Raw genomic sequence first — 24,989 nt, forward strand, 5'->3', positions numbered from 1 at the left:
CAACGCCCACACTCCGTTCGTGTCGAGCGAAGTCGAGACATCCATCGATCCGGCGCCTAGCCCGAGGTGCATCTCGACTTCGCTCGATGCGAGCGGGTCCATTTTGAAGGAGTTCTCCCATGTCCGAAGACACCCCCGTTAGCGTGCGCGTAGAAAAGGACGGCGACGTCGCCGTCATTATCGTGAGCAACCCGCCGGTCAACGCGCTGTCCTGGCACGTCCGGCAGGGGCTGGAGGATCATTTCACCGCCGCGCTCGCCGACGACAGCGTCAAGGCGATTGTCCTGCGCTGCGACGGCGCGACCTTCATCGCGGGCGCCGACATCAGCGAGTTCGGCAAGCCGCCGCGCGGTCCCGACTTCAACGCGGTGCTGAACATGATCGAAGCCGCGCCCAAGCCGGTGATCGCCGCGATCCACGGGACAGCCCTTGGGGGAGGTCTCGAAACTGCGCTCGTCTGCCATTATCGCGTCGCGGTGCCTTCGGCGAAGCTCGGCGTGCCCGAAGTGAAGCTGGGCCTGCTGCCGGGTGCGGGCGGCACCCAGCGGCTGCCGCGCATCGTCGGCGTCGAAGCGGCGGCATCGATGACCTCGCTCGGCGATCCCGTTCCGGCGCCCAAGGCCAAGGAGATGGGCCTTGTCGACGAGCTCGCGGGCGAAGACAGCCTGGCCGCCGATGCAATCGCCTTTGCCCGCGCCAAGATCGCCAATGGCCCGCGCCCGACGCGCGACCGCGACGTGTTCGGTGACGTTGCGGTGATCGAACAGCTCAAGGCCAAAAACGCCAAGCGCTGGCGCGGCTTCGAGGCGCCTTACGCCAACCTCGCCTGCGTCGAAGCCGCAACGCGTCTGCCTTTCGACGAAGGCCTCGCGTTCGAGCGCGAGCAGTTTATGAAGCTGATGTTCGGCAGCCAGTCGGCGGCGCAGCGCCACATCTTCTTCGCCGAGCGCCAGGCCGCGAAGATCGACGGGCTGCCCAAGGACACACAGCTGCGTGACGTCAAAAAGGTCGGCATCATCGGCGCCGGCACGATGGGCGGCGGCATCATGATGAACTTCCTTCAGAAGGGCATCCCCTGCACCATCGTCGAGATGCAGCAGGAAGCGCTCGACCGGGGGCTGGGCGTGGTGCGCAAGAATTACGACGCCAGCGCCGCCAAGGGGCGTTTCAAGCCCGAACAGGTCGATCAGATGATGGGCCTTATCACGCCGACGCTGAACCTCGACGATCTCGCCGACTGCGACCTCATCATCGAGGCGGTCTATGAGAATATGGACGTCAAGAAAGAGATTTTCGCCAAGCTCGACAAGATTGCCAAGCCCGGCGCGATCCTCGCGTCGAACACCTCCTATCTCGACATCGACGAGATCGCGACCGCGACGAGCCGTCCCGGCGACGTGCTGGGCATGCACTTCTTCTCGCCCGCCAATGTGATGAAGCTTTTGGAAGTGGTGCGCGGTGACAAGACCGCGCCCGATGCGCTCGCGACCGCGATGGCGATCGGCAAAAAGATCGGGAAGGTCGCGGTGGTCGCGGGCGTGTGCGACGGCTTTATCGGCAACCGGATGCTGAAGCCCCGCCAGACGGAGGCGATGAAGCTGCTGCTCGAAGGCGCGACCCCGGCGCAGGTCGACAAGGTGCATGTCGAATTCGGCATGCCGATGGGTCCCTTCCAGATGAGCGACCTCGCCGGTGTCGACATCGGCTGGCACCGCGACCCCAATCGCATCGAAAGCATCCGCGATGCGCTCGCCGCCGAGGGCCGCTGGGGCCAGAAGAAGCAGGCGGGCTTTTACGACTATGACGACAAGCGCAACCCGTCGGAAAGCCCGCGCGTTGCCGAGATCATCGAAGAGTTCCGCAAGAAGGCGGGCGTCGAAAAGCGCGAGATCACCGATCAGGAAATCATCGAGCGCACGCTCTATCCGATGGTCAACGAAGGCGCGCTGATCCTGGCGGAAGGCAAGGCGCAGCGCGCGTCCGACATCGATGTCGTCTGGATCTATGGCTATGGCTGGCCCGTCTATCGCGGCGGCCCGATGTTCTGGGCCGGGCTCGAAGGCACCGACAAGATCGTCGCGGCGCTGGAAAGCCATGGGTTCGAGATCGCGCCTTTGCTCAAGGAAAAGGCGGAGGCGAAATCGGGCTTCTAATCCCGCCACCGCTTACCAAAACAGGGCCGCCTGTCCCAACGCGGGGCAGGCGGCCTTTTTCTTGCCCCGAACGCGCGGCCGCCATGACCGAAAAGCTGCGATTCAGGGTTAAAGCGCTGGCAAGACCTGCCGTTAGGGCAGAGCATGAACGCGATGTTCCTTGCCGCCGCCCTGTTCCTTGCCGCAAGCGCCCCGGCCGCGGCACCGGTGCCCGACCGGCCGCACGCCAGTGCCGTGGGCATCGCGCGCGCGCGCATTCTGGCGCCCGCCGAGGTGCGGCGCATAAATGGACGGCTGGAGGTGCGCAGCGGCAGCCGCGATGCGCCGACGCAGCTTCACCGCACCGAACGGCGCGACGGGGGTGAAACCGCCGATTTTTACTGAAAAAGCGGGCTCAGCCCTTTTCGCCGGGAAAGAAGCGCGCGATCACGTCGCTCGCGAGGCGCGCGGGGCGCAATGTTTCGGCGTCGATGCAGCACCAGCTCGACTTGACCTCCGCCAGCACCTCTTCGCCGCGGCGGATGACCGTTTCGTAAAAGGCGCGCGCGCCCTGCACTTTTTCGAGGATGACGGTCGCGATGACCCGATCGTCGAGAAACGCAGGACGGCGGTAGGTGATTTCATGCTTGAGCGCGACCCACAGATGCGCCGCGACGGCTTCGGGCGGCGCGATCTGGCGCCAGTGCGACAGCACCGCTTCCTGCACCCAGCTTAAATAATGGGCGTTGTTGACGTGCCCCATGAAGTCGATGACCTCGGGCCCGACGGTGATGTCGTGATCGTGCGGACGTGCGGCGGCGTTCATATCGTTGACATTAGTGTCAATATATCGTGACGGAAAGATGAATCTTCATCCCCGCCCGCGATAGGGCGCCACCCCCTGATCGGGAAGCCAGAGCCCGGCGGGCGGCGGCCCCGACTGCCAGAACACGTCGATCGGGATACCGCCGCGCGGATACCAATACCCCCCGATGCGCAGCCATTGCGGCTGCATCTCGTCGAACAGGCGGCGGCCGATACCGACGGTGCAATCCTCGTGAAAACCCGCATGGTTGCGAAAGCTGCCGAGAAAAAGCTTCAGGCTTTTCGATTCGACGATCGTGTTGCCCGGCGCATAGTCGATCACCAGATGCGCAAAATCGGGCTGGCCGGTGACGGGGCAGAGCGAGGTAAATTCAGGCGCGGCGAACCGGACGAGATAAAGCTCGCCCGCGCGCGGATTGGGGACATAATCGAGCACCGCCGCCTCGGGCGAGGCAGGCAGTTCGCTCGATTGGCCGAGATGTTTCGGCGCCAGCGGCGCAGGGGTGGAATCGGTCATGGAAACCCTCTAGTGCGCAGCGCGGCGGATGTCATCCGGGGCCATGGGCGCCAGGTGACGGCCGCAAGGTTCAGCGTCAATTCAGCGGCGCGGCCGAGATATGGGCAGTTTGGGATCGCAGACAAGATGAGCGCGCGGAACTTCGGGCAGGATCGGGTGGCAGGATGGGCGCTGGCGGCAACACTGCTCGCCGCGGGCCTGCCCGCCGACGCGCAAGACAGCACCGCCGGCGCGCCGCCGCCGCGGCAGATTGATTTCCGCCTCCAGCCGGAGGATGACGACCGCGCTCCGGGGGTACAGGGCCCCGCCGACAACGGCCTGCCCCCCGTCGCGCCGGGCGAGCGCCGCGGCCAGCCCGCACCGCCCCCCACACCGGCGCCAACCCCCGCGCCGACGTCGCCCGCCGTGCCGCCGCGCGTGGTCCCGACGCAACCCGATACGGCAAACGCACCTGCGCCCACGTCGGAGCGCCGAACCACCCCGGCCGAAACGCCGCGCCCCGGCGTCGTCCCGGCGCCGGTCGATCCGGCACCCGCGCCCGATACGACCGTCCCATCCGCGTCGCCGATGGACGAATCGGCGGCAACCAGCACTGTGACGACGGCAGAGGCGGCCGACGACGCACCCGCGGCGGGTTCGCCCGCTGCGCCTCCGGCGCCATCCGGTACGCCGCTCTGGGCGTGGGCGCTGGCCGTGCTCGCCGCCGCAGCTGCGGGGCTTTGGTACTGGCGCCGCCGCGCGGCGCCCGCCGGGCCCGATCTCGACGATGCGCCCGCTACGCCGCCCGCGGCGCCGGTACCGCCCCCGGCATCGCCGCTCCCCGAAGCCGCAACGCCCCGCGCCCCCGCCGCAGCGCCCACCCCGGCGCAGCAACCCGCGGCGCGGTCCGCCACCCCGCTCGTCACCCGCCCCGCGGCCGAACGCCGTGCGGTCGTCGGCATGGCGCTGGAGATACGATCGATCCGGTTCGCGGCGGATCATGTCGCGGTCGGTTTTACGCTCAACCTGCTCAACGAAGGCAGCGCAGCGGCCACGGGCCTGATGGTGCGGATTGCCGTGGGCCAGGGATCGGCGATGACCGAGCCCGTGCTCGGCCGCTTTTTCGACGGCGCGGGCGGCAGCGTGCTGCGCGACGATATGGCGCTGGCGCCCGGCGCGGGCGAGCAATTGTCCACCGAGGTGATGTTGCCGCGCGCCGCGATCGAACCGCTGATGATCGGCGGCAAACCCATGCTGGTGCCGGTGATGGCGATCGACGTCACCTATCATTGGGATGGCGAAGGCGACGCCTTCGGGCAAAATGCCGGCAGTTTCGTGCTGGGCCGCGACCAAATGCCCGGCGGCAACGAAAAACTGGCGCCGCTGGCGCTCGACCGCGCGGCCTATAGCGTCGATCGCCCCGCCGCCCGGCCCACCGCGATTCGCCGCGTGCAATAGCTGTTTGCAGCCGCGAGGGCCGCTTTTCTGTTGCGGTGCAGCAAGGGCTGGGGCAGAGCGGACCCGCTTGAAAAAGCACAGGGGCAGGCATAGGCTGACGATCCCCGGAAAGAAGCCGCAGCAGGATGGCCGGGCGAGGGAGAGACAGACGCTTCCCGACCGGCCGTAACAGGAGCATGACATGGACGCCTTGGTCTCAACCGACTGGCTGGAACGCGAACTGGGGGCATCGGACCTGCGGGTCGTCGATGCGACGAAATTTCTGGAACCCGATCGCGACGCACGCGCCGAATATGAGGCAGGGCACATTCCCGGCGCCGTGTTCATGGACCTGGCCGAGCTGACCGATACATCGAACGCGGTCGAGAATATGGCCCCGCCCGCCGAAAAATTCGCGAGCCGGATGCAGTCGCTCGGCCTCGGCGACGGCAGCCGCATCGTGCTTTATGACGACAGCCCGCTCAAGAGCGCGGCGCGCGCGTGGTGGCTGCTCAAATTGTTCGGCGCGCACGATGTCGCGCTGCTCGACGGCGGGCTCGCCAAATGGAAGGCCGAAGGGCGCGCGCTCGAAATGGGCAAGCAGACGCTTCGCCACCGCCATTTCACCGTGTGGCGCGACGCCAAGGCGGTGCGGACCAAGGATCAGATGCTCGCCAATGTCGACAGCGGCGCCGAACAGGTCGTCGATGCCCGCCCCGCGGCGCGCTTTACCGGCGAGGAACGCGACCCGCGCCCCGGCCTGGCGCCGGGCCATATCCCGAACTCGCGCAGCCTGCCGCACAGCCAGCTCTTCAACGAAGACGGCACCTGGAAGCGCGGCGACGCGCTCAAGGCCGCGTTCGACGCCGCCGGAATCGACCTCGACAAACCGCTGGTCGCGACGTGCGGCAGCGGTATGACCGCCACCGTCGTCGCTTTTGGCGCGCATCTGCTCGGCAAGGACGATGTCGCGGTCTATGACGGCAGCTGGCTCGAATGGGGCGCCGACGCCGCGACGCCGAAAGCGACCGGCGCAGCCTGATCGGGCACGGCGGTCGCCTTGCCGCCTTCCCTCACCCCCCGTATCGACCCAAGCGTCGGCCCCGGTTTCGGAGAGGCGGTGCGCGCCTATGCCCGCGTCGGCCTGCTAAGCTTTGGCGGGCCCGCGGGCCAGATCGCGCTGATGCACCGCGAGTTCGTCGACGAGCGGCGCTGGGTCGACGAGGCGGCATTCCTGCACGCGCTCAATTTCTGTCATCTGCTGCCCGGCCCCGAAGCGCAGCAGCTCGCGACCTGGATCGGCTGGCGGCTGCACGGGCTGCGCGGCGGCCTTGCGGCGGGATTGCTCTTCGTGCTGCCGGGCGCCGCGGTCATGTTGGGCCTGTCGATCCTCTATGTCCTGGCGGCGGATCTCGACTGGTTCGCGGCGCTGTTCCTCGGCATCAAGGCCGCAGTGCTCGCGATCGTCGTGCAGGCATTGCTGCGCATCGCGGCACGCGCGCTGAAGACGCCCTTGCAGCGCGGCATCGCCCTCGCCTCCTTCGTCGCCATCGCGCTGTTCGCGCTGCCCTTTCCGCTCGTCATACTCGCCGCGCTGGCGATGGGCTGGGCGGCCGGGCGGTGGCGCCCGCACTGGCTGAAACTGGCATCGACGGCACCGGAACCGCCCCCGCCGCCGCGCATGTCGGCAGCGCGACAGAGCCTGCACGCCATCCTGCTCTGGGGCATGATCTGGGCAGCGCCGATGCTGCTGATCCTGCTCACGCTGGGGCGCGGCCATGTGCTCTGGGACATCGGCGCCTTTTTCTCGCAGCTGGCGGTCGTCACCTTCGGCGGGGCCTATGCCGTGCTCGCCTATATGGCGCAGGAGGCGGTGAGCGGCTTCGGCTGGCTGCAACCGGGAGAGATGGCCGACGGGCTGGGGCTCGCCGAAACGACGCCGGGCCCGCTGATCCTGGTTACGCAGTTCGTCGGCTTCCTCGCCGCCTATCGCGACGCCGCGCCCTTCACCCCCTTCGTCGCGGCGCTGCTCGGCGCAGGGCTGACGCTGTGGGTTACTTTTGCGCCCTGTTTCCTCTGGATTTTCACATTCGCGCCGTGGATCGACCGGCTCGATCGCGCGGCGGGGCTGAAGGGCGCGCTTGCGGCCGTCACCGCCGCGGTCGTCGGCGTGATCGCGAACCTGTCGCTGTGGTTTGCGCTGCATGTGCTGTTTAGCCAACTGATCCGCAGCGAATGGGGCATGGAACTGCCCGTGCTCGCGAGCCTCGACCTTCGCGCACTGGTGCTGGCGCTGCTCGCCGCAATGCTGCTGTTTCGCCTCAAGCTGGGGATCATCGCGGTGCTGGCGATCTGTTCGGCGGCGGGGCTGCTGCTCGGCCTTGCCAGTCCGCCACTGGATTTTGCCTAGCGCTTCGCTACGATTGACCGATGACGAACGACGACGACAGCCTCCGCCCCGCCACACGGCTCGTGCAAGGCGGGCGGCGGCCCGAATGGACCGGCGATCCGCGACTGGGCGGCGGCGTCGTCAACCCGCCTGTCTGGCGCGCCTCGACCATCCTTTACGACAATATCGCCGACCTGAAGGCGCGCGGCCATGCGACGCACGACAAGCTTTATTACGGCCGCCGCGGAACCCCGACGGTGTGGGCGCTCGCCGATGCCCTCACGGCGATGGAGCCGGGTGCTGAGGGCACATTGCTCTATCCCTCCGGCGTCGCGGCCAATTCGGCAGGCCTGCTCGCGCTGTTGTCGCCGGGCGATCATCTGTTGATGGTCGACAGCGCCTATGAACCCACGCGCGCTTTTTGCGACGGGATGCTGCGGCGGCTGGGCATCGAAACCACCTATTATGATCCGCTCGTCGGCGCCGGAATCGCCGAGCTGATCCGCCCGGAAACGAAGCTGATCTTTCTCGAATCGCCCGGCAGCCTGACGTTCGAGGTGCAGGACGTTCCCGCGATCACGCGGATCGCGCGGGCACGCGGCGTGCTGACGATGATCGACAACACCTGGGCGACGCCCTTGCTGTTCCCCGCGCTGAACCACGGCGTCGATGTCGCGATGATGAGCCTTACCAAATATGTCGGCGGTCACAGCGACGCGATGATGGGATCGCTCACCGCGACGCGCGCCGTGTGGCCAAAGCTGCGCAGCGCCGCCTACCAGCTCGGCCAGTCGGTATCGCCCGACGATTGCGCGGCTGTCCTGCGCGGGCTGCGAACGCTCGACGTGCGGCTCGAACGGCACGCGGCCAACGGGCTGACGGTGGCGAACTGGCTCGCCGCGCGCGCCGAGGTCGGCCGCGTGCTCCACCCCGCGTTGGCCGGCGACCCCGGCCATGCGATCTGGTCGCGCGATTTTGCCGGAAGCAGCGGGCTGTTCGGCTTTACGCTGAAGGGCGCCGACGAAACGGCGCGCACGCGCTTCATCGACGCACTCGCCCATTTCGGTATCGGTTTCAGCTGGGGGGGCTACGAAAGCCTCGTCGTGCCGGCCGATCCCGCGGGCATCCGCAGCGCGACGCACTGGAACGATCCCGACCCGCTCGTCCGCCTGTCGATCGGGCTCGAAGACCCCGCCGACCTGATCGCCGACCTTGAGCGCAGTTTTGCCGCGATGACGACATGAGCGGGATCGACGGCCTGCTCGCCCGCATGGGCTTTCCCGCGATCGCCGAGGCGCACATGGTCGAACTGGGCATCGCCGCCGCGCTGGGCGTGCTCGCCCTTGCCGCAAGCTGGGTGGTCCGGCGACGGCTGGGCCCCCGCCTTTCCGACTGGCTGCACGGCCAGGATTTCGAAGCACGCGGACCGTTGACCGAACGGGCCGGGGCGATCCTCGGCTGGACAGCTGCGCTGCTCGTCACGGGAATTTCGGCCGCGGCCTGGCCGTGGCATCCCTATGCGCTGCTGCTGCTCAACATCCTGTTCGCGTTCGGTGCCGCGGCGCTGGTGCGTCACCTGCTGATCGGCGTGGGGCTGGGCGACGGCGCCGCGCTTGCCGCGGCGTTCGTCGCGCTCGTCATCCTGTTGTCGCGCGCGGTCGGCGGGCTCGAACTGTTGCAGGAGCGACTCGCGGGGTTCGGTTTTTCGATCGGCGACCGCAATTTCTCGTTGCTGACGGTGATCAACCTGTTGGTCACGGTCGTCGTCTTGTTCACCCTGGTCCGCCTCGCGACGCGCCTGCTGCGGCGCGTGATCAAGCGCAACGACCGCTTCGACCCGACGCAGCGGCTGCTGATCGAAAAGATTTCGGCGGTGGTGATCGTCGTCGCCGCCTTTTTCGTCGGCATCGACATATTGGGCATCGACCTCACCGCCTTTGCCGTGTTTTCGGGCGCGCTCGGCCTCGCGATCGGTTTCGGGCTGCAAAAGACGGTCGGCAATCTGATCGCGGGCATCATCCTGCTGATGGACCGGTCGATCAAGCCCGGCGACGTCATCGCGGTCGGCAACAGTTTCGGTTGGGTCAACAAGATCGGGGTGCGCGCGGTGTCGGTGATCACGCGCGAGGGCAAGGAACATCTTATCCCCAACGAAATCCTGATGACGCAGGAGGTCGAGAATTGGAGCTATTCGAGCCGGTCGGTGCGCGTCAAAATCGCCGTCGGCGTCGCGTATGACACCGACCTGCGGCTGGCGCAGCAGTTGATGATCGAAGCCGCGAAGGAAGCGAAGCGCGTGCTCGATGAGCCCGAGCCGGTGTGCTGGATCACCGGCTTCGGCGACAGCAGCGTCGACCATGAACTGCGTTTCTGGATCACCGACCCCGAAGCTGGGATCGGCAATATCAAGGGCGCCGTTTTCCTGAGCGTCTGGGACAAGTTCCAGGCGGCGGGGATCGAAATCCCCTTCCCGCAGCGCGACCTGCACCTGCGTTCGGTGCCCCCCGCGAAGGAGTAAGCGGCCGGGGCACGAACGCCCCAGCCCGCGTCAGAAGCCGCTTTTCGTCGCGCGCTCGACCGCTTCGACGATGATGCGCTTGGCTTCGTCGACATCGCCCCAGCCGTTGAGCTTCGCCCATTTGCCGGGTTCGAGATCCTTATAGTGGGTGAAGAAATGCTCGATCTGTTGCAGCACGATCGGCGGCATGTCGGTGTAGCTCGCCACGTCCTTGTAATAGGGAAAGGTCTTGTTCACCGGTACGCACAGCAGTTTCTCGTCGCCGCCCGCGTCATCCTCCATCATCAGCACGCCGATCGGGCGGCACTTCACCACCGCGCCCGCGACGATCGGCGAGCGCGCGACGACGAGGGCGTCCAATGGATCGCCGTCGTCGCCCAGCGTGTGCGGGATGAAGCCGTAATTGGCGGGATAGCGCATCGGCGTGTGCAGGAAGCGGTCGACGAACAGCGCGCCCGATGCCTTGTCGAACTCATATTTCACCGGCTCGCCGCCGATCGGCACTTCGATCAGGACGTTGAGGCTGTCGGGCGGGCTGTCGCCCGCCGGGATGAGGTCGATACGCATGGGAGAAGTCCTGTCTTTTCTTGATTCGCGCGCGGCCTTAGCCCCGGAAGGCGCGATAAGTCGAGACCCATCAGCCCTGCAATGTCGTGATGATCGCCGAAAAGTCGCGGCCATCCTTGTCGGCGCCCACAAAGCTTTCGTAAAGTTCGCGCGCCCTGGTGCCCATCGGAACGTCGGCGCCGACGCTCGCCGCCGCCTCCATCGCAAGGCGCAAATCCTTGAGCATCAGCGCCGCCGCAAAGCCGCCCTTGTAATCATTGTCGGCGGGCGTCGTCGGCCCGACGCCGGGAAGCGGCGCATAGCTGGTGAGCGACCAGCATTGCCCCGACGAAACGCTGGCGATGTCGAAGAATTTCTGCGGATCGAGCCCCAGCTTCTGCGCGAGCGCGAGCGTCTCGCACGTCGCGACCATCGACGCGCCGAGCAGCATGTTGTTGCAGATTTTCGCCGCCTGCCCCGCCCCCGCGTCGCCCGCATGGATCACCGCCTTGCCCATTTTCGCAAGGATCGGTTCGGCGCGCGCGAAACCCTCGCCCGTGCCGCCGACCATGAAGGTGAGCGTTCCGGCATTGGCGGCGGCGATGCCGCCCGATACGGGCGCATCGACCGCGACAAGGCCCCTGGCGCTCGCCGCTTCGATATTGGTACGCGCGGTTGCGACGTCGATCGTCGAGCAATCGAGCAGCAGTGTGCCCGGCGCGGCGTTGGGAAAGACGTCGCTTTCATAAACTCCGGCGACATGCTTGCCCGCGGGGAGCATCGTCACGACGGCTTCGGCACCGGTCACGGCCTCGGCGGCCGATGTGGCGCGTGTGCAGCCCGATTCGACGGCACGCGCAAGCGCCTCTTCGCTGAGGTCGAAGGCGCGGACGTCATGCCCCGCCTTCGCGAGATTCGCGGCCATGCCGCCGCCCATATTGCCGAGTCCGATGAATGCGATTTTCATGTCATCTCCCCTCCCGCTTGCGGGAGGGGCCGGGGGAGGGCCTGTCCCGAATATTGCACTGATGGCGAGGGACCAGCCCCTCCCCTAACCCCTCCCGCAGGCGGGAGGGGAACCGGGCTCACCGCCCCTTCCACACGCCTTCGCGCTTTTCGATGAAAGCGGCCATGCCTTCGGCCTTGTCCTCGGTCGCGGCGAGGATCTGGAACAGGCGGCGTTCGTAGATCAGCCCCTGGTCGAGCGTGGTCTCGAACGCGGCATTGACCATGTCCTTGTTCACCATCGCGGCCATCGGCGGCATCGACGCGATGAGCGTCGCGGTCTTGACCGCTTCGTCGACAAGGCTCTCGTGCTGAACAACGCGCGCGACGAGGCCCGACCGCTCGGCTTCCTCGGCGTCCATCATCCGGCCGGTGAGGCACATTTCCATCGCCTTTGCCTTGCCGATCGCGCGCGTCAGCCGCTGCGACCCGCCCATGCCCGGCGCGACGCCGAGCTTGATTTCGGGCTGGCCGAATTTCGCCTTGTCCGATGCGATGATGAAATCGGCCATCATCGCAAGCTCGCAGCCGCCACCGAGCGCGAAGCCGTTCACCGCGGCGATCCACGGCTTGCGCACCTTCTTCACGAAATCGCTCGTCCATTTCGAGAAGAAATCCTCAAGGTAGAAATCGGCGGCGGGCTTGTCAGCCATTTCCTTGATGTCGGCGCCCGCGGCAAAGGCCTTGTCGCCCGATCCGGTAAGCACAGCGCAGCGCTGGCTGTCGTCGGCCTCGAAGGCGGCAAAAGCGGCGATCAGATCGTCGAGGACGCCCGAATTGAGCGCATTGAGCGCCTGCGGGCGGTTCAATGTCACCAACGTGACGGCGCCGCGCTGTTCGATAAGGAGGGTTTCATAGGTCATTCGGCAATCTCCTTCGTCATTCCGGCGAAGCCCGGAATCTCGACGGTGAGACCCCGGCCTTCGCCGGGGTGACTGTTCAGGTTAACGGGGTCCATTTCTCATTCTCGGGCAGCGGCGCAAAGATGGCGTCGATCCATTCGTCCGTGACCGCCTCTGGCGTCGGGGGGTCCCATTTGGGGCTGTTGTCCTTGTCGACGATCAGCGCGCGCACGCCTTCGATAAAGTCGTGCATCTGAACGACGCGGCTGCCGATCGCATATTCCTGGGCCATCTCGGCAGCGAAGTCGTGCATCGCGGCCCCTTCCTTGAGCTGGCGAAGCGCGACCTTGCACGTCTGCGGCGATTTTGTCCCGAGCGTATCGCGTTCCTTCTGCGCCCATTCGCCGCCATCGGCCTCGATCGCGGCGAGGATTTCTTCATAGCTGTCGCTCGCGAACAGGCGGCCGATCTTGTCGATGTGCTGCAGGATCGCGGCGGGCGGCGCGGTGATCGACAATTCACCCAGGATACCGCCGATGCGATCGGGGTGCTGTGCGATACGCTCCTTCGCCTCCGCGAGTTTTTCGGGCGGCAGATAATGCGTCGCAAGGCCCAGCGCGAGGCACTCCGCGCCATCGAGCCGCGCGCCGGTGAGCGCGAGATATTGCCCCACGCGCCCTTCGAGCCGCGGCAGATACCAGCCGCCGCCGACGTCGGGGAACAGGCCGATCCCCGTTTCGGGCATGGCAAAGCGCGTATGTTCGGTCGCGACGCGATATTTGGCGGGCTGCGAAATGCCCACACCGCCGCCCATGGTGATGCCGTCCATGACGGCGACCACGGGCTTGGGATAGGTAAAGAGCAGGTGGTTGAGCCGATATTCGGTGTGGAAGAATTGACGCCCTTCTTTGCCGTCCTTCGCGCCGCTTTCCGCGAGCATCCGGATGTCGCCGCCCGCGCAAAAGCCACGGCCTTCACTATGGTCGATGATGACAGCTTCGATCGCATCGTCGCCGCGCCATTTGACCAGCGCATCGATCATAGCCTGGCACATCGGCAGATTGAGCGCGTGGATCGCCTTCGGTCGGTTGAGCGACAGGCGGCCGACGCGGTGGTCGACCCAAATCAAAACATCATCGGTCATTGGCGCAACAAATCCCTTCCCACGATCATCCGCATCACCTGGTTGGTGCCTTCGAGGATCGAATGGACGCGCAGGTCGCGCCAGAAACGCTCGATCGGATAATCCTTCAAATAGCCGTAGCCGCCGAACAATTGCAGCGCGTCGTTGACGATCTTGCTGCCGCTGTCGGTCGCGAGCCGCTTCGCCATCGCCGAAAAGCGCGACTTGTCGGGGGCGTTCGCAGTGACTTTGGCCGCCGCCATATAGAGGAGCGCGCGCGCGGCTTCGAGGTCGGTCGCCATGTCGGCGAGCATGAACTGAGTGTTCTGGAAATCGGCGATCGGCTGCCCGAACTGCTGGCGGTCCTTGGTATAGGCGATCGCTTCGTCGAGACAGCGTTGCGCCCCGCCCAGGGAACAGGCCCCGATGTTGAGCCGTCCGCCGTCGAGCCCCGCCATCGCGAAGCGGAACCCATCGCCCTCGGCGCCGACGAGATTTTCGGCGGGAACGCGGCAATCCTCGAAAATCACCTGCGCGGTGGGCGAGGCATTCCAGCCGAGCTTCTTCTCCGGCGCGCCAAAGCTGAGGCCCGGCGTATCCTTTTCGACGACAAGGCAGCTGATGCCTTTGGACTTTTCCTCGCCGGTGCGCACCATGCAGACATAAATATCGTTGACCCCGGCGCCCGAGATGAACTGCTTGGTGCCATTGAGCACATAATGGTCGCCGTCCTTCCGCGCGGTCGTCTTGAGCGCCGCGGCGTCGGACCCCGATCCGGGTTCGGTGAGGCAATAGCTTGCGATTTTTTCCATGCTCACAAGCTGGGGCAGGAAACGCTCCTTGATCGCGGCGGCGCCAAAGCGGTCGATCATCCAGGTCGCCATATTGTGAATCGACACATAGGCGGATGTGGCGGGGCAGCCATAGGCCATCGCCTCCATGATCAGCGCCGCTTCCAATCGGCCAAGCCCGATACCGCCCGATTCCTCGGCCACGTAAATGGCGCCGAAGCCAAGCTCGCCCGCGGCCTTCCATACATCGACGGGATAATGGTGCGTCTCGTCCCATTCGGCTGCAAAGGGCGTGATGCGATCGGCGGTGAATTTACGCGCCATATCCTGAATGGCGAGCTGGTCGTCGGTAAGCTGGAACTGGTCGGTCATGGTCATTTCTCTAGAATCGCCTCGGCTTCGATTTCGACTTTCCATTCGGGGCGGATCAGCGCCGGAATGACGAGCATCGTCGCGGCCGGGCGGATGTCGCCGAACACGGCGCCGTGTGCGCACCCCACCAGGTCGGCGTCGGCGGGGTCGGTGATATACATGCGGGTGCGCACGACGTCGGCGAAGCTGCCGCCCAAGGCTTCGAGCGCTTCGCCGATGATCGTCAGGCAGCGTGCCGCCTGCACCCCCGCGTCGCCGACGGTCGAACTGCCATCGGGCTCGATCGGTGCGCAGCCCGCAACGTCGATGCGGCTCCCCACCCGAACCGCGCGGCTATAGCCGTAAACGGGTTCGAACGGGGAGGCCGAGCTATGCTTGCGTCTGGTGGCGTCAGCCACAAGTGACCTGCGTGATCTTGTAGGCGTCGTCGTACATGACGTTCACGCGGTCCTGCCGATAGTCCATCGTCATCGCGCTGCGCGGCGGGCCCCAGCGCAGCGTGCGCGCGCCCGATTCCTTGAGGATCGCCGCGCCCATTTCCGGGCTCGCGCGATGACCGACATGGCTCTGCACCGCATCGGCGTTGCACGTCATTTCGGCGGGCGGCGGCGGGGTCGATTCGGCGGGAGCCTCGCTACTCATACAGGCGGCAAGCGGCAGGGCTGCGGCGGCGATAGCTAGCAGGCGAACATCCATCGTGAATCTCCCTTTCAAAACGCCGTCATCCGGCACAGCGCGTATAGCGCATCGTGTCCGGTGCGGCACCCTCGCCCATGTCGCGGCGGACCAGCGCCTTGCCGCCATCGGCAAGATCGAGCTGCATCCGGCGGTCCCATTCCTCGCCCTCGCCGCTGAACCGGTAATCGGCGACGATATGATGCGCATCGCTTTCGCGCACACGCTTCAGCTCGCCATGCGATTCATGGAACCGCAGGTTGGCGGCGTCGATCGTCAGCACGGTGAGATCGGTGCCCGGACGCTTCGCGCAATCGGCCGCGTCGAGTGCCCAGCGACCGCGAATCGCCCGCGGGATCGCCTGGTCGTCCCCATCGGCACCCGTCCCGGCCGGCGCCGGTGGTTCGTCGGCCTTGGGCGTTTCGGCGGCCGCCGGACGGTCGGCCCTTTGCAGCGGGCCGATGTTCGAGCGGGCTTCGGGACCCGATTCCTCGTCCGGCCCCCCGCTGCACGCGGCGAGCATCAACAGGGCGGCCGGCATCGTCCATCGCATCATCGTACTTCTCCTTCGCGGGGAGAAATGTTCGACGCCGCACACAGGTTTCATCGGCCGCCTGTCCGTCAGCCCATTGTCGGAATGACAAAGGCGTTACCGCCATCCGGCGACCCGTCGGGCCAGCGCGCGGTGACGGTTTTCACCTTGGTCCAGAATTTGACGCCCTCCATGCCGTGCTGGTTGGTGTCGCCGAACGCCGAGCGCTTCCAGCCGCCGAAGCTGTGATAGGCGACGGGCACCGGGATCGGCACGTTGATGCCGACCATGCCGACATTGACGCGCGCGGCAAATTCACGCGCGGCGTGGCCGTTGCGCGTAAAGATCGCGACGCCATTGCCATACTGATGCTTCGACGGCAGTTCGAGCGCGGTTTCGAAATCGGGCGCGCGGACGATCTGGAGCACCGGGCCGAAGATCTCTTCCTTGTAGCTTTCCATATCGGGGGTGACATGGTCGAACAGTGTGGGGCCGACAAAAAAGCCCTTTTCGTGCCCTTGCAGCGTGAATCCGCGCCCGTCGACGACCAGTTCGGCGCCCTCATCGGCGCATTTCGCGATCCAGCCTTCGACCTTTTCCTTGTGCGCCGCAGTCACCACGGGGCCATAATGCGCCTCGGCATCGGTCGACACGCCGACGCGCAGCGCCTCGATCGCGGGGACCAGCTTTTCGCGCAGGCGGGTCGCCGTATCCTCGCCGACCGGAACGACGACGGGAAGCGCCATGCAGCGTTCGCCCGCCGACCCGAAGGCCGCGCCGGTAAGGTCGTTCACCACCTGGTCGAGGTCGGCGTCGGGCATGACGATGCCGTGATTCTTCGCGCCGCCCATCGCCTGCACGCGCTTTCCGTTCGAAACGCCGCGGTTATAGACATAATGGGCGATGTCCGACGATCCGACGAAGCTGACCGCGCCGATATCGGGGTGGTCCAAAATCGCGTCGACCATTTCCTTGTCGCCGTGGACGGTCTGGAAAATCCCCTCGGGCATCCCGGCCTCAAGGAAGAGTTCGGACAGGCGCACGGGGACCGACGGATCGCGCTCGCTGGGTTTCAGGATGAAGGCGTTGCCGACCGCGGTGGCGACGCCGCCCATCCACAGCGGGATCATCGCGGGGAAGTTGAACGGCGTGATCCCCGCCCCGATGCCGATCGGCTGACGCATCGAATAAACGTCGATGCCGGGGCCCGCGCCTTGCGTATATTCGCCCTTCAGCACATGCGGAATGCCGCAGCAAAATTCGATGACTTCCAGGCCGCGCTGGATGTCACCTTTCGCGTCGGCGATCACCTTGCCATGTTCGCTCGACAGCATCTCGGCGAGCTGGTTCATATTGGCTTCGACGAGCCGCTTGAACTCGAACATCACGCGCGCGCGGCGCTGCGGATTGGTCGCCGCCCAGGCGGGCTGCGCGGCCTTTGCGGCGGCCACGGCGCGATCGAGGACGGCGCGGTCGCCGAGCGCGACCCGCGCCTGCACGCCGCCGTTGTTGGGATCGAGGACGTCGCCGAAGCGCGCGTCGCCGCCGGCGCCGCCGACGATGTGATGGTCGATCTGTCGCATGATCCGAGTCTCCCGTAAAATCTTGCCCTTGCCACAGACCAGTTGCGCTCCGATTGCAAGGCATAGACTTGCAGGACGATACTGCATATTTGCAGGATATGGACTGGGACAAGCTGCAATATTTCCTGTTCGTCGCGCGTCACGGCACGCTCGCGCGCGCCGCGGCGGCGTTGCACGTCGATGCAACAACGGTGAGCCGCCGGGTCAGCGCGCTCGAGGCGGCGCTCCAGCAGACCTTGTTCGAACGCACGCCGACGGGTTTCGTCCTGACCGCCGCGGGCCGCGCGCTCGTTCCGCACGCCGAAGCGATGGCGGCGGCGGCGGCGCGCATTCACATGGCGCCCGACGGTGGATCGGCGCTGTCGGGGCAATTGCGCGTCAGCGTATCCGAAGGTTTCGGCAACAGTTTCATCGCGCCGCGGCTGGGCGGGTTCGTCGCGGCGCACCCCGAACTCGAAATCGATCTCGTCGCCTCGTCGGGCTTCCTCAACCCCTCGCGGCGCGAGGCCGATATGGCGATTTTGCTCGCCCGGCCGCGCAAAGGCCCGCTGATCACGCGCAAGCTGTCGGACTACAGCCTCGGTCTCTACGCCCCCGCCGCCCGCCCCGACTGGCATGACGCGGTCGAGGCCGCGCCGCTTTCGCGCGCGGCCATTCCCGTGATCGGTTACATTCCCGACATCCTTTACGCGCCCGAACTCGACTATCTCGGCGAAATCGAGCCGGGACTGCGCGCCAACATCCGGTCGTCGTCGATCCTGGCGCAGCGGCGAATGATCGCGGGGGGCGCGGGCATCGGCGTGCTCCCCTGTTTCCTCGCGGCAGGCGACCCGGCGCTGGTGCGCGTCCGGCCCGCACAGACGATCGCGCGCGCCTTCTGGCTCGCGCTCCACCGCGACGTCGCGCCGCAGCCGCGCATCCGCGCTTTTATCGACTGGCTCGATGCCGAGGTGCGCGAAAGCCGGGGCCTGCTGGTTCCGGTTTAGGCGGCGGGGGTTCAGCGTCAGGAAAAAAGAAGCCCGGCGAATTGCTCCGCCGGGCTCCGTTCTGTCCTTATGTCCGTTCCGCTTATTCGCGGCTTCCCAGAAGGTTGAGCAGGAAGGTGAACATGTTGACGAAGTCGAGATAGAGCGACAGCGCGCCCATCACCACCGATTTGCCAACAAAGTCGGTCCCGCGAACATAGAAATACATGCTCTTGATCTTCTGCGTGTCATAGGCGGTGAGGCCCGCGAAGAGCAGCACGCCGATCACGCTGATCGCCAGGCTGAGCGCGCTCGACTGCACGAAGAAGTTGATCAGCATCGCGACAAGAATGCCGACGACGCCCATGATCAGGAACGTGCCGAAACCCGACAGATCCTTCTTGGTCGTGTAGCCATAGAGGCTGAGCCCCAGGAAGGCCGCCGCCGTCGCGAAAAAGGTCGTTGCGATCGACGTTGCGGTAAAGGCCAGGAAAATCGTCGACATCGACAGGCCCATCACCGCGGCATAGACCCAGAAGATCGCCTGTGCGGCCGGGGTCGACAGCTTGTTGATGCCGAAGCTCAGCACCAGCACGAACGCCAGCGGCGCGAGCATCACCACCCACATCAGCGGGGAGCCGATCATCGATGCGGTGAAGCCCGACTGAAAGGCCAGCAATGCGACGATGCCGGTCAGCAGCACGCCCGACGCCATATAGTTGTAAACCGACAGCATGTACGACCGCAGGCCGGCGTCGACGGCCTGGTCCATTGCGTTCGCGCCGGCGCCAAAACCGGAAGCCGCCATATTGGGGTCGTTCCAATTCGCCATTTTTCATCTCCATAACCGGCCAGCCCATACCGGCCGTGCCCCCAATATCGGGGCTTTCCTTCTCCGATTCAAGCGAAACCGGACGGGGGGGACGGCTGTGATAATCGCCGGCGCAGCAGCAGGGTCGCCGCCCGCCACCGAAACCCCTATGCTCGCCGACATGTCGACCCACCGCCTGTTCGTTGCATTGCGCCCGCCGAAGCCCATTCGCGCGCTTTTGCTGCGCGCGATGCACGGAATTGCGGGCGCGCGCTGGCAGGACGACGATCAGCTGCACCTGACGCTGCGCTTCATCGGCGAAGTCGACCATCACCGCGCCGAGGACATAGCGGCGGCGCTCGGTGCGCTCCACGCCCCCGCGGCGGCGGCGCGAATCGCGGGAGTGAGCCTGTTCGAACGGCACGGGCGGCCGCACATGATATGGGCCCGCGTGACGCCCGAAGACGCGCTTGCCGCGCTGCATCGCAGGGTCGAACAATGCCTGGCACGCGTCGGGATTGCGCCGGAAACGCGCACGTTTCTGCCGCATATCACGCTCGCACGCCTCAACCGGGCGTCGGGGCCGGTGGCACCCTTTCTCGCGCTGAATGGCGACCTCGCGAGCGGTCCCTTCTCGTTCGACCATGTCATCCTCTACGAAAGCGAGCTGGGGCATGGCGGCTCGCGCTACCATCCGGTCGCGCGCTATCCGCTCGTCGAGCAGCGCGCGACGAGCGCCGACGCGACCGCGGCGACATCCTCCCACGTCGCTGCAAAGCCTTCGTCGCCGCCATAATAGGGATCGCGCACCCCCTCGCCCGCGCGGCCGGGCAACAGGTCGAGCATCAGCATCAATTCGGCGGTCGCGTCGGCGGGCCGGATCGCCCGCGCATCGCGCAGATTCGTTTCGTCGGCGGCGAGGATCAGGTCGAAATCGTAGAAATCGTTGCGGGTCAGCTGGCGCGCGCGCAACGCCGATATGTCGATACCGCGGCGCCGCGCCTCCGCCTGGGCGCGGCGGTCGGGCGGGTGGCCGACGTGCCAGTCGCCGGTGCCCGCCGAATCGAGAGTGACGTCGATCCCCGCTGCCGCGAAAGCCGCGCGCGCCGCCCCCTCGGCCAGCGGCGAGCGGCAGATGTTGCCGAGGCAGAGGAAAAGAATCGACAGCGGTGCCGTAACGTCCTTGTTCATGTCACTCCCATCACACCAAAGTTGAACCGACTTTCAACTTGCGCGATCGCGCGGCTCTGCTAGCGATGGCGCAACAGATAGAGGGTCAGGGAGAGAGTTGCCATATGGCCGATGCCGCGAGCGAGAACAGCATGGCGGGGGCGCCTGCACCCGCCGAACCCAAAGCCACCGGATATAGCTGGTATGTGCTGTCGGTCCTCGTCGTCGTCTATATCCTCAATTTCATCGACCGGCAGATCATCAGCATCCTGGCGGTCGACATCAAGGCCGACCTGGGGCTCAGCGATTCGGACATGGGTTTCCTTGGCGGCGCGGCCTTTGCGGTCTTTTATGCGCTGTTCGGCATTCCGCTCGGCCGCCTCGCCGACAATTGGAACCGCGTAAAGCTGCTGTCGATCGGGCTGACCTTGTGGTCGGCGATGACCGCGGCGTCGGGTTTCGCCTATGACCGGCTGACGCTGACGCTCGCGCGCATGGGCGTCGGCGTCGGCGAGGCGACCGCCAGCCCGACCGCTTACTCGCTGATTTCCGACTATTTCCCCAAAAGGCAGAAAGCGACCGCGCTCGCCATCTATTCCTCCGGGCTCTACCTCGGCGGCGGCGTGTCGTTGTTCATCGGCGCGGTGATCGTCGAAAGCTGGAACCGCGCCTATCCCGCCGGCGGACCGCTGGGGCTCGTCGGGTGGCAGGCGGCGTTTCTGGCGGTCGGCATTCCGGGGCTTATGCTCGCGCTGTGGGTCGCGAGCCTTCGCGAACCGATCCGCGGCGCGATGGACGGCTCACCCGCCGCCAGTTCGCCGACCCCTTTCCGCGAGTTCGGCAAGGATCTGTCGATGATCGTCCCGCCGCTGACGCTGTGGGGCGCGTGGAAGCGCGGCCCGGCAGCGCTTGCGATCAATGTCGGGACCGCCGCCGCGCTCGCCGCCTTTGCCTGGTGGATGATCGAGCTGACGGGAAATTTGCCGCAATGGTCGGCGGTCGCGCTCGGCTATTATGCCGTTTTTTCGTGGGCGAGCGCGCTGCGCGCCAACGACCCCGCGACCTTTCGCCTGATCTGGGGCACACCCGCCTTCATCTGCACGACGCTCGGCTATGGCCTCGTCGCGCTCGCCGCCTATGCGCTCGCCTTCTGGTCGGCGCCCTATGCCGAGGTCGTGCTTGGCCTGCCCAAGCAGGAACTCGCGTCGATCCTCGGCGCCAATGGCGCGCTCAGCGGTTTCATCGGCGTCATCCTCGGCGGCCGCGCCGCCGATGCGCTGCGCGCCCGAAACCCGTCGGGACGCATTTTGATGATCCTGTTCGGCGTGATCGCGCCGATCATCCCGATCTGGATCGGCTACACCACCGAAAGCGCGGTGCTTTTCTATACGATGAACTTCCTCGCCGGGCTGTTCGGCGCCGCCGCGCTTGGCGCGGCTGCGGCGACGACGCAGGATCTGGTGATGCCGCAGATGCGCGGCACCGCGACCGCCGCCTTCTTCCTGGGCACGACGCTGATCGGCCTGTCGTTCGGCCCCTATATGGTGGGGCAGATTTCGGACCTGACGGGGACGGTGGTGAACGGCCAGCCGGTCGGCAATCTGCGCACGGGCATATTGTCGCTGATCGGGGTGGCGCCGGTCGCGGTCGCGTTACTGCTCTATGCCTATCGCGCGCTGCCCGAGGCCGAGGCGACGATCGCCGAGCGCGCGCGCGCGGCGACCGCCCCGGCCTGATCGGCCCTGGCCTGATCGGGACGCGGCGGCGTCAGTCGCCGCCGCCGCGCACGATCACCCCGCACGCTACGCGGCCGCCGCTGTTGCCGCTGGGGTCGGTCTTCATATCGTCGGGCCCGGCGTGGATCACGAAAGCGGCGCCATCGGCATCGAGCAGCCCGCCGTCGCCCTCGAAACGCGATCCCACGAGGCGCAGCGTCGCGCGGCCGATCTGTTCGGGTTCGACGACCAGATTGGGCAGGTCGCCATGATGCGCACCCATCGGATTGTCGCGGCCGTGCTGCGCGCCCGTGGGGTTCCAGTGGCCGCCCGCGCTCGCGAAATCGGGCGGCGTGCAGGTGCCGGTGGTATGGACGTGCATGCCATAGGTGCCGGGTCCGAAACCGCGCGCGACCAACTCGATGCGAAGCCCGCTGGCATCGCGATAAATGTCGGCGCGGCCGCGATCGGCCCCGCTGGCATCGTAAAGCTGGGCGTGGGCATCGGGCGGCGGCAGCGTGTTGGCCGGCGCCTTGGCGGTTCCGGCGCACCCCGAAAGCAGCAGCGCCCCTGCGATGGCGCCGCCCAGCGCGGCAAATTGTTTGTGCTGCGAACCGATCGTCATTGGCTGCTCCCTATTGTCTGTCGGGATCAGAACGCCGCGACGGCGCGCTTCGATCCCCGCGCGGAAACGATGCCGGTTTTTGGCTCCGGTTCCAAGGCTATAGTGCCGGGCGAAACGCGGCGCCGCGCGTTGCGGTGCAAAAGGGACGGCCCCGGACAAACAAAGGGGGCCGAACGACCCCCTTTGCCTCCCCGGTCTGATTGACCTTATTCGGTCGGGAAACCGCGCTTTTTTAGCAGCGCCTTCACATCGGGATCGCGGCCGCGAAAGGCGCGATAGGCCTCGGCACGGTCGGTCTCATTGCCGGTCATCAACAGGATGGTGCGGAACCTGTCGGCGACGCTGCGGTCCCACGGCCCGCCCGCTTCGGTGAACGCCGCCCAGGTGTCGGCGTCCATCGTTTCGGACCAGAGGTAGGAATAATAACCCGCCGAATAGCTGTCCGAGCTGAACAAATGGCCGAACTGCGGCAGGCGGTGCCGCATCACGATTTCCTTCGGCATCCCGATTTCGGCCAGCGTCTCGCGCTCGAACTTGTCGACGTCGGCGGGCGGCACCTTGCGGTTATGCAGCTTCATGTCGACGATCGCGCTCGCCAGATATTCGACCGTCGAAAATCCCTGGTTGAACGTGTCCGACGCCAATATCTTGTCGACCAGCGCCTGCGGGATCGGCTCGCCCGTCTTGTAATGCGTCGCATATTTCGACAGCACTTCGGGGGTCATCAGCCAGTTTTCGTTCACCTGGCTCGGATATTCGACGAAGTCGCGCGGCACCCCGGCGAGCGCCGGATATTTGACCTGCTGGAGCAGGTAATGGATGCCGTGACCGAATTCGTGGAACAAGGTCTGCGCGTCGTCGAGGCTGATCAGCGTCGGTTCGCCCTTCGCCGCCTCGGTGAAATTATTGTTGTTCGACGCGAGCACATTGCGTTCGCCGCCGAGTGACTGCTGGCTGCGATAGGTCGTCATCCACGCGCCCGACCGCTTGCCGTCGCGCGCGAAATTGTCGAGGTAAAAGACGCCGACATTCTCGTTTGTCTTGAGGTTATAAACCTCGAACGTCCGGACCTTGGGATCGAACACCGGGATCGTTCCGGTATTTTCCCTGAACCCCAGATCGTAAAGCCGGCCCGCCGACCAGAACATGCCGTCGACGAGCTTGTCGAGCTGGAGATAGGGTTTCACCTCGCTTTCATCGAGATCGTATTTCGCCTTGCGCACCTTTTCGGCGTAATAGCGGTAATCCCACGGCTCGATGGTGATCTTGGGGCCCTTGCCCGCCTTGGCCTCGGCGTCGGCGATCGCCTGCATATCGGCGACCTCTTCCTTCACGCGCGCGACGGCCGCGGGCCAGACCTTCATCATCAGGCCCATCGCATTTTCAGGCGTCTTCGCCATCGTGTCGGCCATGCGATAATGCGCGTGCGTCGGGAAACCGAGCAGTTCGGCGCGCTGCTGGCGCAGCTTCAGGATTTCGGCGATCGTTGCGTTCGTATCATTGGCGTCGCCATTATCGCCGCGATTCACGAACGCGCGCCACACTTTTTCGCGCAATTTGCGGTTGGTCGCATTCTGGAGCACCGGCTGCGCCGACGAGCGCGTGTTTTTGATCGCCCAGTGGCCGGCGTGTCCATTGGCCTCTGCCGCCGCGGCAAGCGAAGCGATGAACGCCGGGTCGAGCCCGTCGAGTTCGGCCTTGTCGGTGACGAAGGTGTAGAGTTTTTCGTCACCGAGCAGCTTCGACGAAAAGGCCGAAAAGAGCCCCTCCAGCTTCGCGTTCATCGCGACCAGCTTTTCCTTGTCGGCGGCCGACAGATTGGCGCCGTCGCGCACCATTTCGTCATAGCTGCGCTCGACGATGCGGATCTGCTGTGCGTCGAGTCCGCTCGTGTGGCGCTTGTCGTACACCGCCTTGTAGCGCGCGAAAAGCTTGGGCTCCAGGAACAGCTCGGTGAAAAAGGTGGTGAGCTTGGGGCTCCATTCGGCGTCGATCTCTTCGACCCGGTCGCTCGACTTGTTCGACGTCTGCACGCCCCACAGCGCATAGACGCGCTCCATCGTGTCGCCCGCAAGCATCATCGGCACATGCGTATTTTCGAACGTCGGTTCGGCGGGATTGTCGATCACCGCCTGCACCTCGGCCTTCACTTCGGCCATCGCCTTCTGGAAGGCGTCGGGGAAAAGCTCGGGGTCGAGCTTGTCCCACGGCGGCACCCCTTCAAAGGGACCGGTCCAGGATGCAAGCAGCGGGTTCTGGCCCGCGGGGGTCGCAGCGGCGACAGGTTCGGCGGCGATGGCAATGCTCATCTGGCTATAACCCATGATCATCGCGGTGGATGCAAGCCAGATCGGCAGCTTGCGGACAAGGCGGGGCGCATTGCGCAGCATATTCGGAGTCTCCCGGTGGATAAGGTTTCGGATGAAACCATGTCGGG

25 protein-coding genes are annotated in these 24,989 nt (G+C 65.9%); 10 read left to right on the forward strand and 15 right to left on the reverse strand.

The window, feature by feature from the left end; translation table 11 throughout:
* Nucleotides 1-119 precede the first annotated feature (119 nt).
* Both RIA72_RS00735 and RIA72_RS00740 read left to right on the forward strand, forming a co-directional pair.
* Nucleotides 120-2,153: a 3-hydroxyacyl-CoA dehydrogenase NAD-binding domain-containing protein gene (locus RIA72_RS00735; RefSeq protein WP_350030441.1), complete on the forward strand. Its 2,034-nt coding sequence runs from the start codon at nt 120-122 to the stop codon at nt 2,151-2,153.
* 144 nt (nt 2,154-2,297) lie between these two features.
* Nucleotides 2,298-2,537, forward strand: coding sequence for a hypothetical protein (locus RIA72_RS00740; RefSeq protein WP_350030442.1), 240 nt, complete (start codon nt 2,298-2,300; stop codon nt 2,535-2,537).
* A gap of 10 nt (nt 2,538-2,547) precedes the next feature.
* Here RIA72_RS00740 and RIA72_RS00745 read toward each other — a convergent pair whose 3' ends face one another.
* Together RIA72_RS00745 and queF are read right to left on the reverse strand one after the other, a co-directional pair.
* Entirely contained in the window at nt 2,548-2,958 is a 411-nt protein-coding gene (locus RIA72_RS00745; RefSeq protein WP_350030443.1) for an acyl-CoA thioesterase, read from the reverse strand.
* A gap of 45 nt (nt 2,959-3,003) precedes the next feature.
* A complete protein-coding gene (gene queF / locus RIA72_RS00750) occupies nt 3,004-3,474 on the reverse strand; it encodes a preQ(1) synthase (RefSeq protein ID WP_350030444.1) in 471 nt (156 codons plus the stop codon).
* A gap of 126 nt (nt 3,475-3,600) precedes the next feature.
* Between queF and RIA72_RS00755 the strand changes: the two genes are divergently transcribed.
* The 5 genes from RIA72_RS00755 (at nt 3,601) to RIA72_RS00775 (ending at nt 9,797) form a co-directional block, all read left to right on the forward strand.
* The gene (locus tag RIA72_RS00755) at nt 3,601-4,911 is read left to right on the forward strand and encodes a hypothetical protein (RefSeq protein ID WP_350030445.1); all 1,311 of its coding nucleotides are present in this window, start codon (nt 3,601-3,603) and stop codon (nt 4,909-4,911) included.
* Nucleotides 4,912-5,092: 181 nt separating this feature from the next.
* Nucleotides 5,093-5,932: a 3-mercaptopyruvate sulfurtransferase gene (gene sseA, locus RIA72_RS00760; RefSeq protein ID WP_350030446.1), complete on the forward strand. Its 840-nt coding sequence runs from the start codon at nt 5,093-5,095 to the stop codon at nt 5,930-5,932.
* A gap of 18 nt (nt 5,933-5,950) precedes the next feature.
* Nucleotides 5,951-7,300 (forward strand): chromate efflux transporter, encoded by a 1,350-nt coding sequence (gene chrA, locus RIA72_RS00765; protein WP_350030447.1) that lies wholly within the window; start codon nt 5,951-5,953, stop codon nt 7,298-7,300.
* Nucleotides 7,301-7,320: 20 nt separating this feature from the next.
* Nucleotides 7,321-8,523 (forward strand): cystathionine beta-lyase, encoded by a 1,203-nt coding sequence (gene metC, locus RIA72_RS00770; protein ID WP_350030448.1) that lies wholly within the window; start codon nt 7,321-7,323, stop codon nt 8,521-8,523.
* Nucleotides 8,520-9,797, forward strand: coding sequence for a mechanosensitive ion channel family protein (locus tag RIA72_RS00775; protein ID WP_350030449.1), 1,278 nt, complete (start codon nt 8,520-8,522; stop codon nt 9,795-9,797). Before metC ends, RIA72_RS00775 begins: the two co-directional genes overlap by 4 nt.
* 30 nt (nt 9,798-9,827) lie before the next feature.
* Here RIA72_RS00775 and ppa read toward each other — a convergent pair whose 3' ends face one another.
* From ppa to RIA72_RS00820, 9 genes are all read right to left on the reverse strand, one after another.
* On the reverse strand, nt 9,828-10,364 hold the full coding sequence (gene ppa / locus RIA72_RS00780) for an inorganic diphosphatase (protein ID WP_350030450.1): 537 nt from the start codon (nt 10,362-10,364) through the stop codon (nt 9,828-9,830).
* 70 nt (nt 10,365-10,434) lie between these two features.
* Nucleotides 10,435-11,310, reverse strand: coding sequence for a 3-hydroxyisobutyrate dehydrogenase (mmsB, locus tag RIA72_RS00785; RefSeq protein ID WP_350030451.1), 876 nt, complete (start codon nt 11,308-11,310; stop codon nt 10,435-10,437).
* A gap of 118 nt (nt 11,311-11,428) precedes the next feature.
* The gene (locus tag RIA72_RS00790; protein ID WP_350030452.1) at nt 11,429-12,211 is read right to left on the reverse strand and encodes an enoyl-CoA hydratase-related protein; all 783 of its coding nucleotides are present in this window, start codon (nt 12,209-12,211) and stop codon (nt 11,429-11,431) included.
* A 76-nt stretch (nt 12,212-12,287) separates the two neighbouring features.
* Nucleotides 12,288-13,334: an enoyl-CoA hydratase/isomerase family protein gene (locus tag RIA72_RS00795; RefSeq protein ID WP_350030453.1), complete on the reverse strand. Its 1,047-nt coding sequence runs from the start codon at nt 13,332-13,334 to the stop codon at nt 12,288-12,290.
* Nucleotides 13,331-14,476 (reverse strand): acyl-CoA dehydrogenase family protein, encoded by a 1,146-nt coding sequence (locus RIA72_RS00800; protein ID WP_350030454.1) that lies wholly within the window; start codon nt 14,474-14,476, stop codon nt 13,331-13,333. Before RIA72_RS00800 ends, RIA72_RS00795 begins: the two co-directional genes overlap by 4 nt.
* A gap of 2 nt (nt 14,477-14,478) precedes the next feature.
* The gene (locus tag RIA72_RS00805; protein WP_350030455.1) at nt 14,479-14,874 is read right to left on the reverse strand and encodes a RidA family protein; all 396 of its coding nucleotides are present in this window, start codon (nt 14,872-14,874) and stop codon (nt 14,479-14,481) included.
* Nucleotides 14,867-15,172 (reverse strand): I78 family peptidase inhibitor, encoded by a 306-nt coding sequence (locus RIA72_RS00810; protein WP_350030456.1) that lies wholly within the window; start codon nt 15,170-15,172, stop codon nt 14,867-14,869. Before RIA72_RS00810 ends, RIA72_RS00805 begins: the two co-directional genes overlap by 8 nt.
* A gap of 25 nt (nt 15,173-15,197) precedes the next feature.
* Nucleotides 15,198-15,707, reverse strand: a complete 510-nt coding sequence (locus RIA72_RS00815) for a hypothetical protein (protein ID WP_350030457.1) — start codon at nt 15,705-15,707, stop codon at nt 15,198-15,200.
* A gap of 65 nt (nt 15,708-15,772) precedes the next feature.
* The gene (locus tag RIA72_RS00820; RefSeq protein WP_350030458.1) at nt 15,773-17,266 is read right to left on the reverse strand and encodes a CoA-acylating methylmalonate-semialdehyde dehydrogenase; all 1,494 of its coding nucleotides are present in this window, start codon (nt 17,264-17,266) and stop codon (nt 15,773-15,775) included.
* A gap of 98 nt (nt 17,267-17,364) precedes the next feature.
* Between RIA72_RS00820 and RIA72_RS00825 the strand changes: the two genes are divergently transcribed.
* Nucleotides 17,365-18,252, forward strand: a complete 888-nt coding sequence (locus RIA72_RS00825; RefSeq protein WP_350030802.1) for a LysR family transcriptional regulator — start codon at nt 17,365-17,367, stop codon at nt 18,250-18,252.
* 82 nt (nt 18,253-18,334) lie between these two features.
* Here the strand turns inward: RIA72_RS00825 and RIA72_RS00830 are convergent, their stop codons facing one another.
* Entirely contained in the window at nt 18,335-19,063 is a 729-nt protein-coding gene (locus RIA72_RS00830) for a Bax inhibitor-1/YccA family protein (protein ID WP_350030459.1), read from the reverse strand.
* Between the two features lie 148 nt (nt 19,064-19,211).
* Between RIA72_RS00830 and thpR the strand changes: the two genes are divergently transcribed.
* Nucleotides 19,212-19,838, forward strand: a complete 627-nt coding sequence (gene thpR, locus RIA72_RS00835; RefSeq protein ID WP_350030460.1) for an RNA 2',3'-cyclic phosphodiesterase — start codon at nt 19,212-19,214, stop codon at nt 19,836-19,838.
* Here thpR and RIA72_RS00840 read toward each other — a convergent pair.
* On the reverse strand, nt 19,748-20,233 hold the full coding sequence (locus RIA72_RS00840) for a low molecular weight protein-tyrosine-phosphatase (protein WP_350030461.1): 486 nt from the start codon (nt 20,231-20,233) through the stop codon (nt 19,748-19,750). The genes thpR and RIA72_RS00840 overlap by 91 nt on opposite strands.
* A 104-nt stretch (nt 20,234-20,337) precedes the next feature.
* Here RIA72_RS00840 and RIA72_RS00845 point away from each other — a divergent pair, with 104 nt between their 5' ends.
* On the forward strand, nt 20,338-21,948 hold the full coding sequence (locus RIA72_RS00845) for an MFS transporter (RefSeq protein ID WP_350030462.1): 1,611 nt from the start codon (nt 20,338-20,340) through the stop codon (nt 21,946-21,948).
* Nucleotides 21,949-21,979: 31 nt separating this feature from the next.
* On the opposite strand, the gene RIA72_RS00850 is transcribed toward RIA72_RS00845, so the two are convergent.
* The gene (locus RIA72_RS00850) at nt 21,980-22,552 is read right to left on the reverse strand and encodes a superoxide dismutase family protein (protein ID WP_350030463.1); all 573 of its coding nucleotides are present in this window, start codon (nt 22,550-22,552) and stop codon (nt 21,980-21,982) included.
* A 206-nt stretch (nt 22,553-22,758) separates the two neighbouring features.
* The gene (locus tag RIA72_RS00855; protein ID WP_350030464.1) at nt 22,759-24,942 is read right to left on the reverse strand and encodes a M3 family metallopeptidase; all 2,184 of its coding nucleotides are present in this window, start codon (nt 24,940-24,942) and stop codon (nt 22,759-22,761) included.
* Between the last annotated feature and the right edge of the window lie 47 nt (nt 24,943-24,989).

Source organism: Sphingopyxis sp. (assembly GCF_040216815.1).
In the GTDB taxonomy this organism is placed as follows: domain Bacteria; phylum Pseudomonadota; class Alphaproteobacteria; order Sphingomonadales; family Sphingomonadaceae; genus Sphingopyxis.

Excerpts from the sequence above, each read along its gene's own strand:
- RIA72_RS00830 (WP_350030459.1), bottom strand. The coding sequence starts at position 19,063 with ATGGCGAATTGGAACGACCCCAATATGGCGGCTTCCGGTTTTGGCGCC.
- RIA72_RS00795 (WP_350030453.1), bottom strand. The coding sequence starts at position 13,334 with ATGACCGATGATGTTTTGATTTGGGTCGACCACCGCGTCGGCCGCCTG.
- ppa (WP_350030450.1), bottom strand. The coding sequence starts at position 10,364 with ATGCGTATCGACCTCATCCCGGCGGGCGACAGCCCGCCCGACAGCCTC.
- RIA72_RS00840 (WP_350030461.1), bottom strand. The coding sequence starts at position 20,233 with ATGAACAAGGACGTTACGGCACCGCTGTCGATTCTTTTCCTCTGCCTC.
- RIA72_RS00755 (WP_350030445.1), top strand. The coding sequence starts at position 3,601 with ATGAGCGCGCGGAACTTCGGGCAGGATCGGGTGGCAGGATGGGCGCTG.
- RIA72_RS00745 (WP_350030443.1), bottom strand. The coding sequence starts at position 2,958 with ATGAACGCCGCCGCACGTCCGCACGATCACGACATCACCGTCGGGCCC.
- RIA72_RS00790 (WP_350030452.1), bottom strand. The coding sequence starts at position 12,211 with ATGACCTATGAAACCCTCCTTATCGAACAGCGCGGCGCCGTCACGTTG.
- mmsB (WP_350030451.1), bottom strand. The coding sequence starts at position 11,310 with ATGAAAATCGCATTCATCGGACTCGGCAATATGGGCGGCGGCATGGCC.
- queF (WP_350030444.1), bottom strand. The coding sequence starts at position 3,474 with ATGACCGATTCCACCCCTGCGCCGCTGGCGCCGAAACATCTCGGCCAA.
- thpR (WP_350030460.1), top strand. The coding sequence starts at position 19,212 with ATGCTCGCCGACATGTCGACCCACCGCCTGTTCGTTGCATTGCGCCCG.
- RIA72_RS00855 (WP_350030464.1), bottom strand. The coding sequence starts at position 24,942 with ATGCTGCGCAATGCGCCCCGCCTTGTCCGCAAGCTGCCGATCTGGCTT.
- RIA72_RS00850 (WP_350030463.1), bottom strand. The coding sequence starts at position 22,552 with ATGACGATCGGTTCGCAGCACAAACAATTTGCCGCGCTGGGCGGCGCC.
- RIA72_RS00845 (WP_350030462.1), top strand. The coding sequence starts at position 20,338 with ATGGCCGATGCCGCGAGCGAGAACAGCATGGCGGGGGCGCCTGCACCC.
- RIA72_RS00820 (WP_350030458.1), bottom strand. The coding sequence starts at position 17,266 with ATGCGACAGATCGACCATCACATCGTCGGCGGCGCCGGCGGCGACGCG.
- RIA72_RS00810 (WP_350030456.1), bottom strand. The coding sequence starts at position 15,172 with ATGGATGTTCGCCTGCTAGCTATCGCCGCCGCAGCCCTGCCGCTTGCC.
- RIA72_RS00775 (WP_350030449.1), top strand. The coding sequence starts at position 8,520 with ATGAGCGGGATCGACGGCCTGCTCGCCCGCATGGGCTTTCCCGCGATC.
- RIA72_RS00800 (WP_350030454.1), bottom strand. The coding sequence starts at position 14,476 with ATGACCGACCAGTTCCAGCTTACCGACGACCAGCTCGCCATTCAGGAT.
- metC (WP_350030448.1), top strand. The coding sequence starts at position 7,321 with ATGACGAACGACGACGACAGCCTCCGCCCCGCCACACGGCTCGTGCAA.
- RIA72_RS00815 (WP_350030457.1), bottom strand. The coding sequence starts at position 15,707 with ATGATGCGATGGACGATGCCGGCCGCCCTGTTGATGCTCGCCGCGTGC.
- RIA72_RS00825 (WP_350030802.1), top strand. The coding sequence starts at position 17,365 with ATGGACTGGGACAAGCTGCAATATTTCCTGTTCGTCGCGCGTCACGGC.
- RIA72_RS00735 (WP_350030441.1), top strand. The coding sequence starts at position 120 with ATGTCCGAAGACACCCCCGTTAGCGTGCGCGTAGAAAAGGACGGCGAC.
- sseA (WP_350030446.1), top strand. The coding sequence starts at position 5,093 with ATGGACGCCTTGGTCTCAACCGACTGGCTGGAACGCGAACTGGGGGCA.
- RIA72_RS00740 (WP_350030442.1), top strand. The coding sequence starts at position 2,298 with ATGAACGCGATGTTCCTTGCCGCCGCCCTGTTCCTTGCCGCAAGCGCC.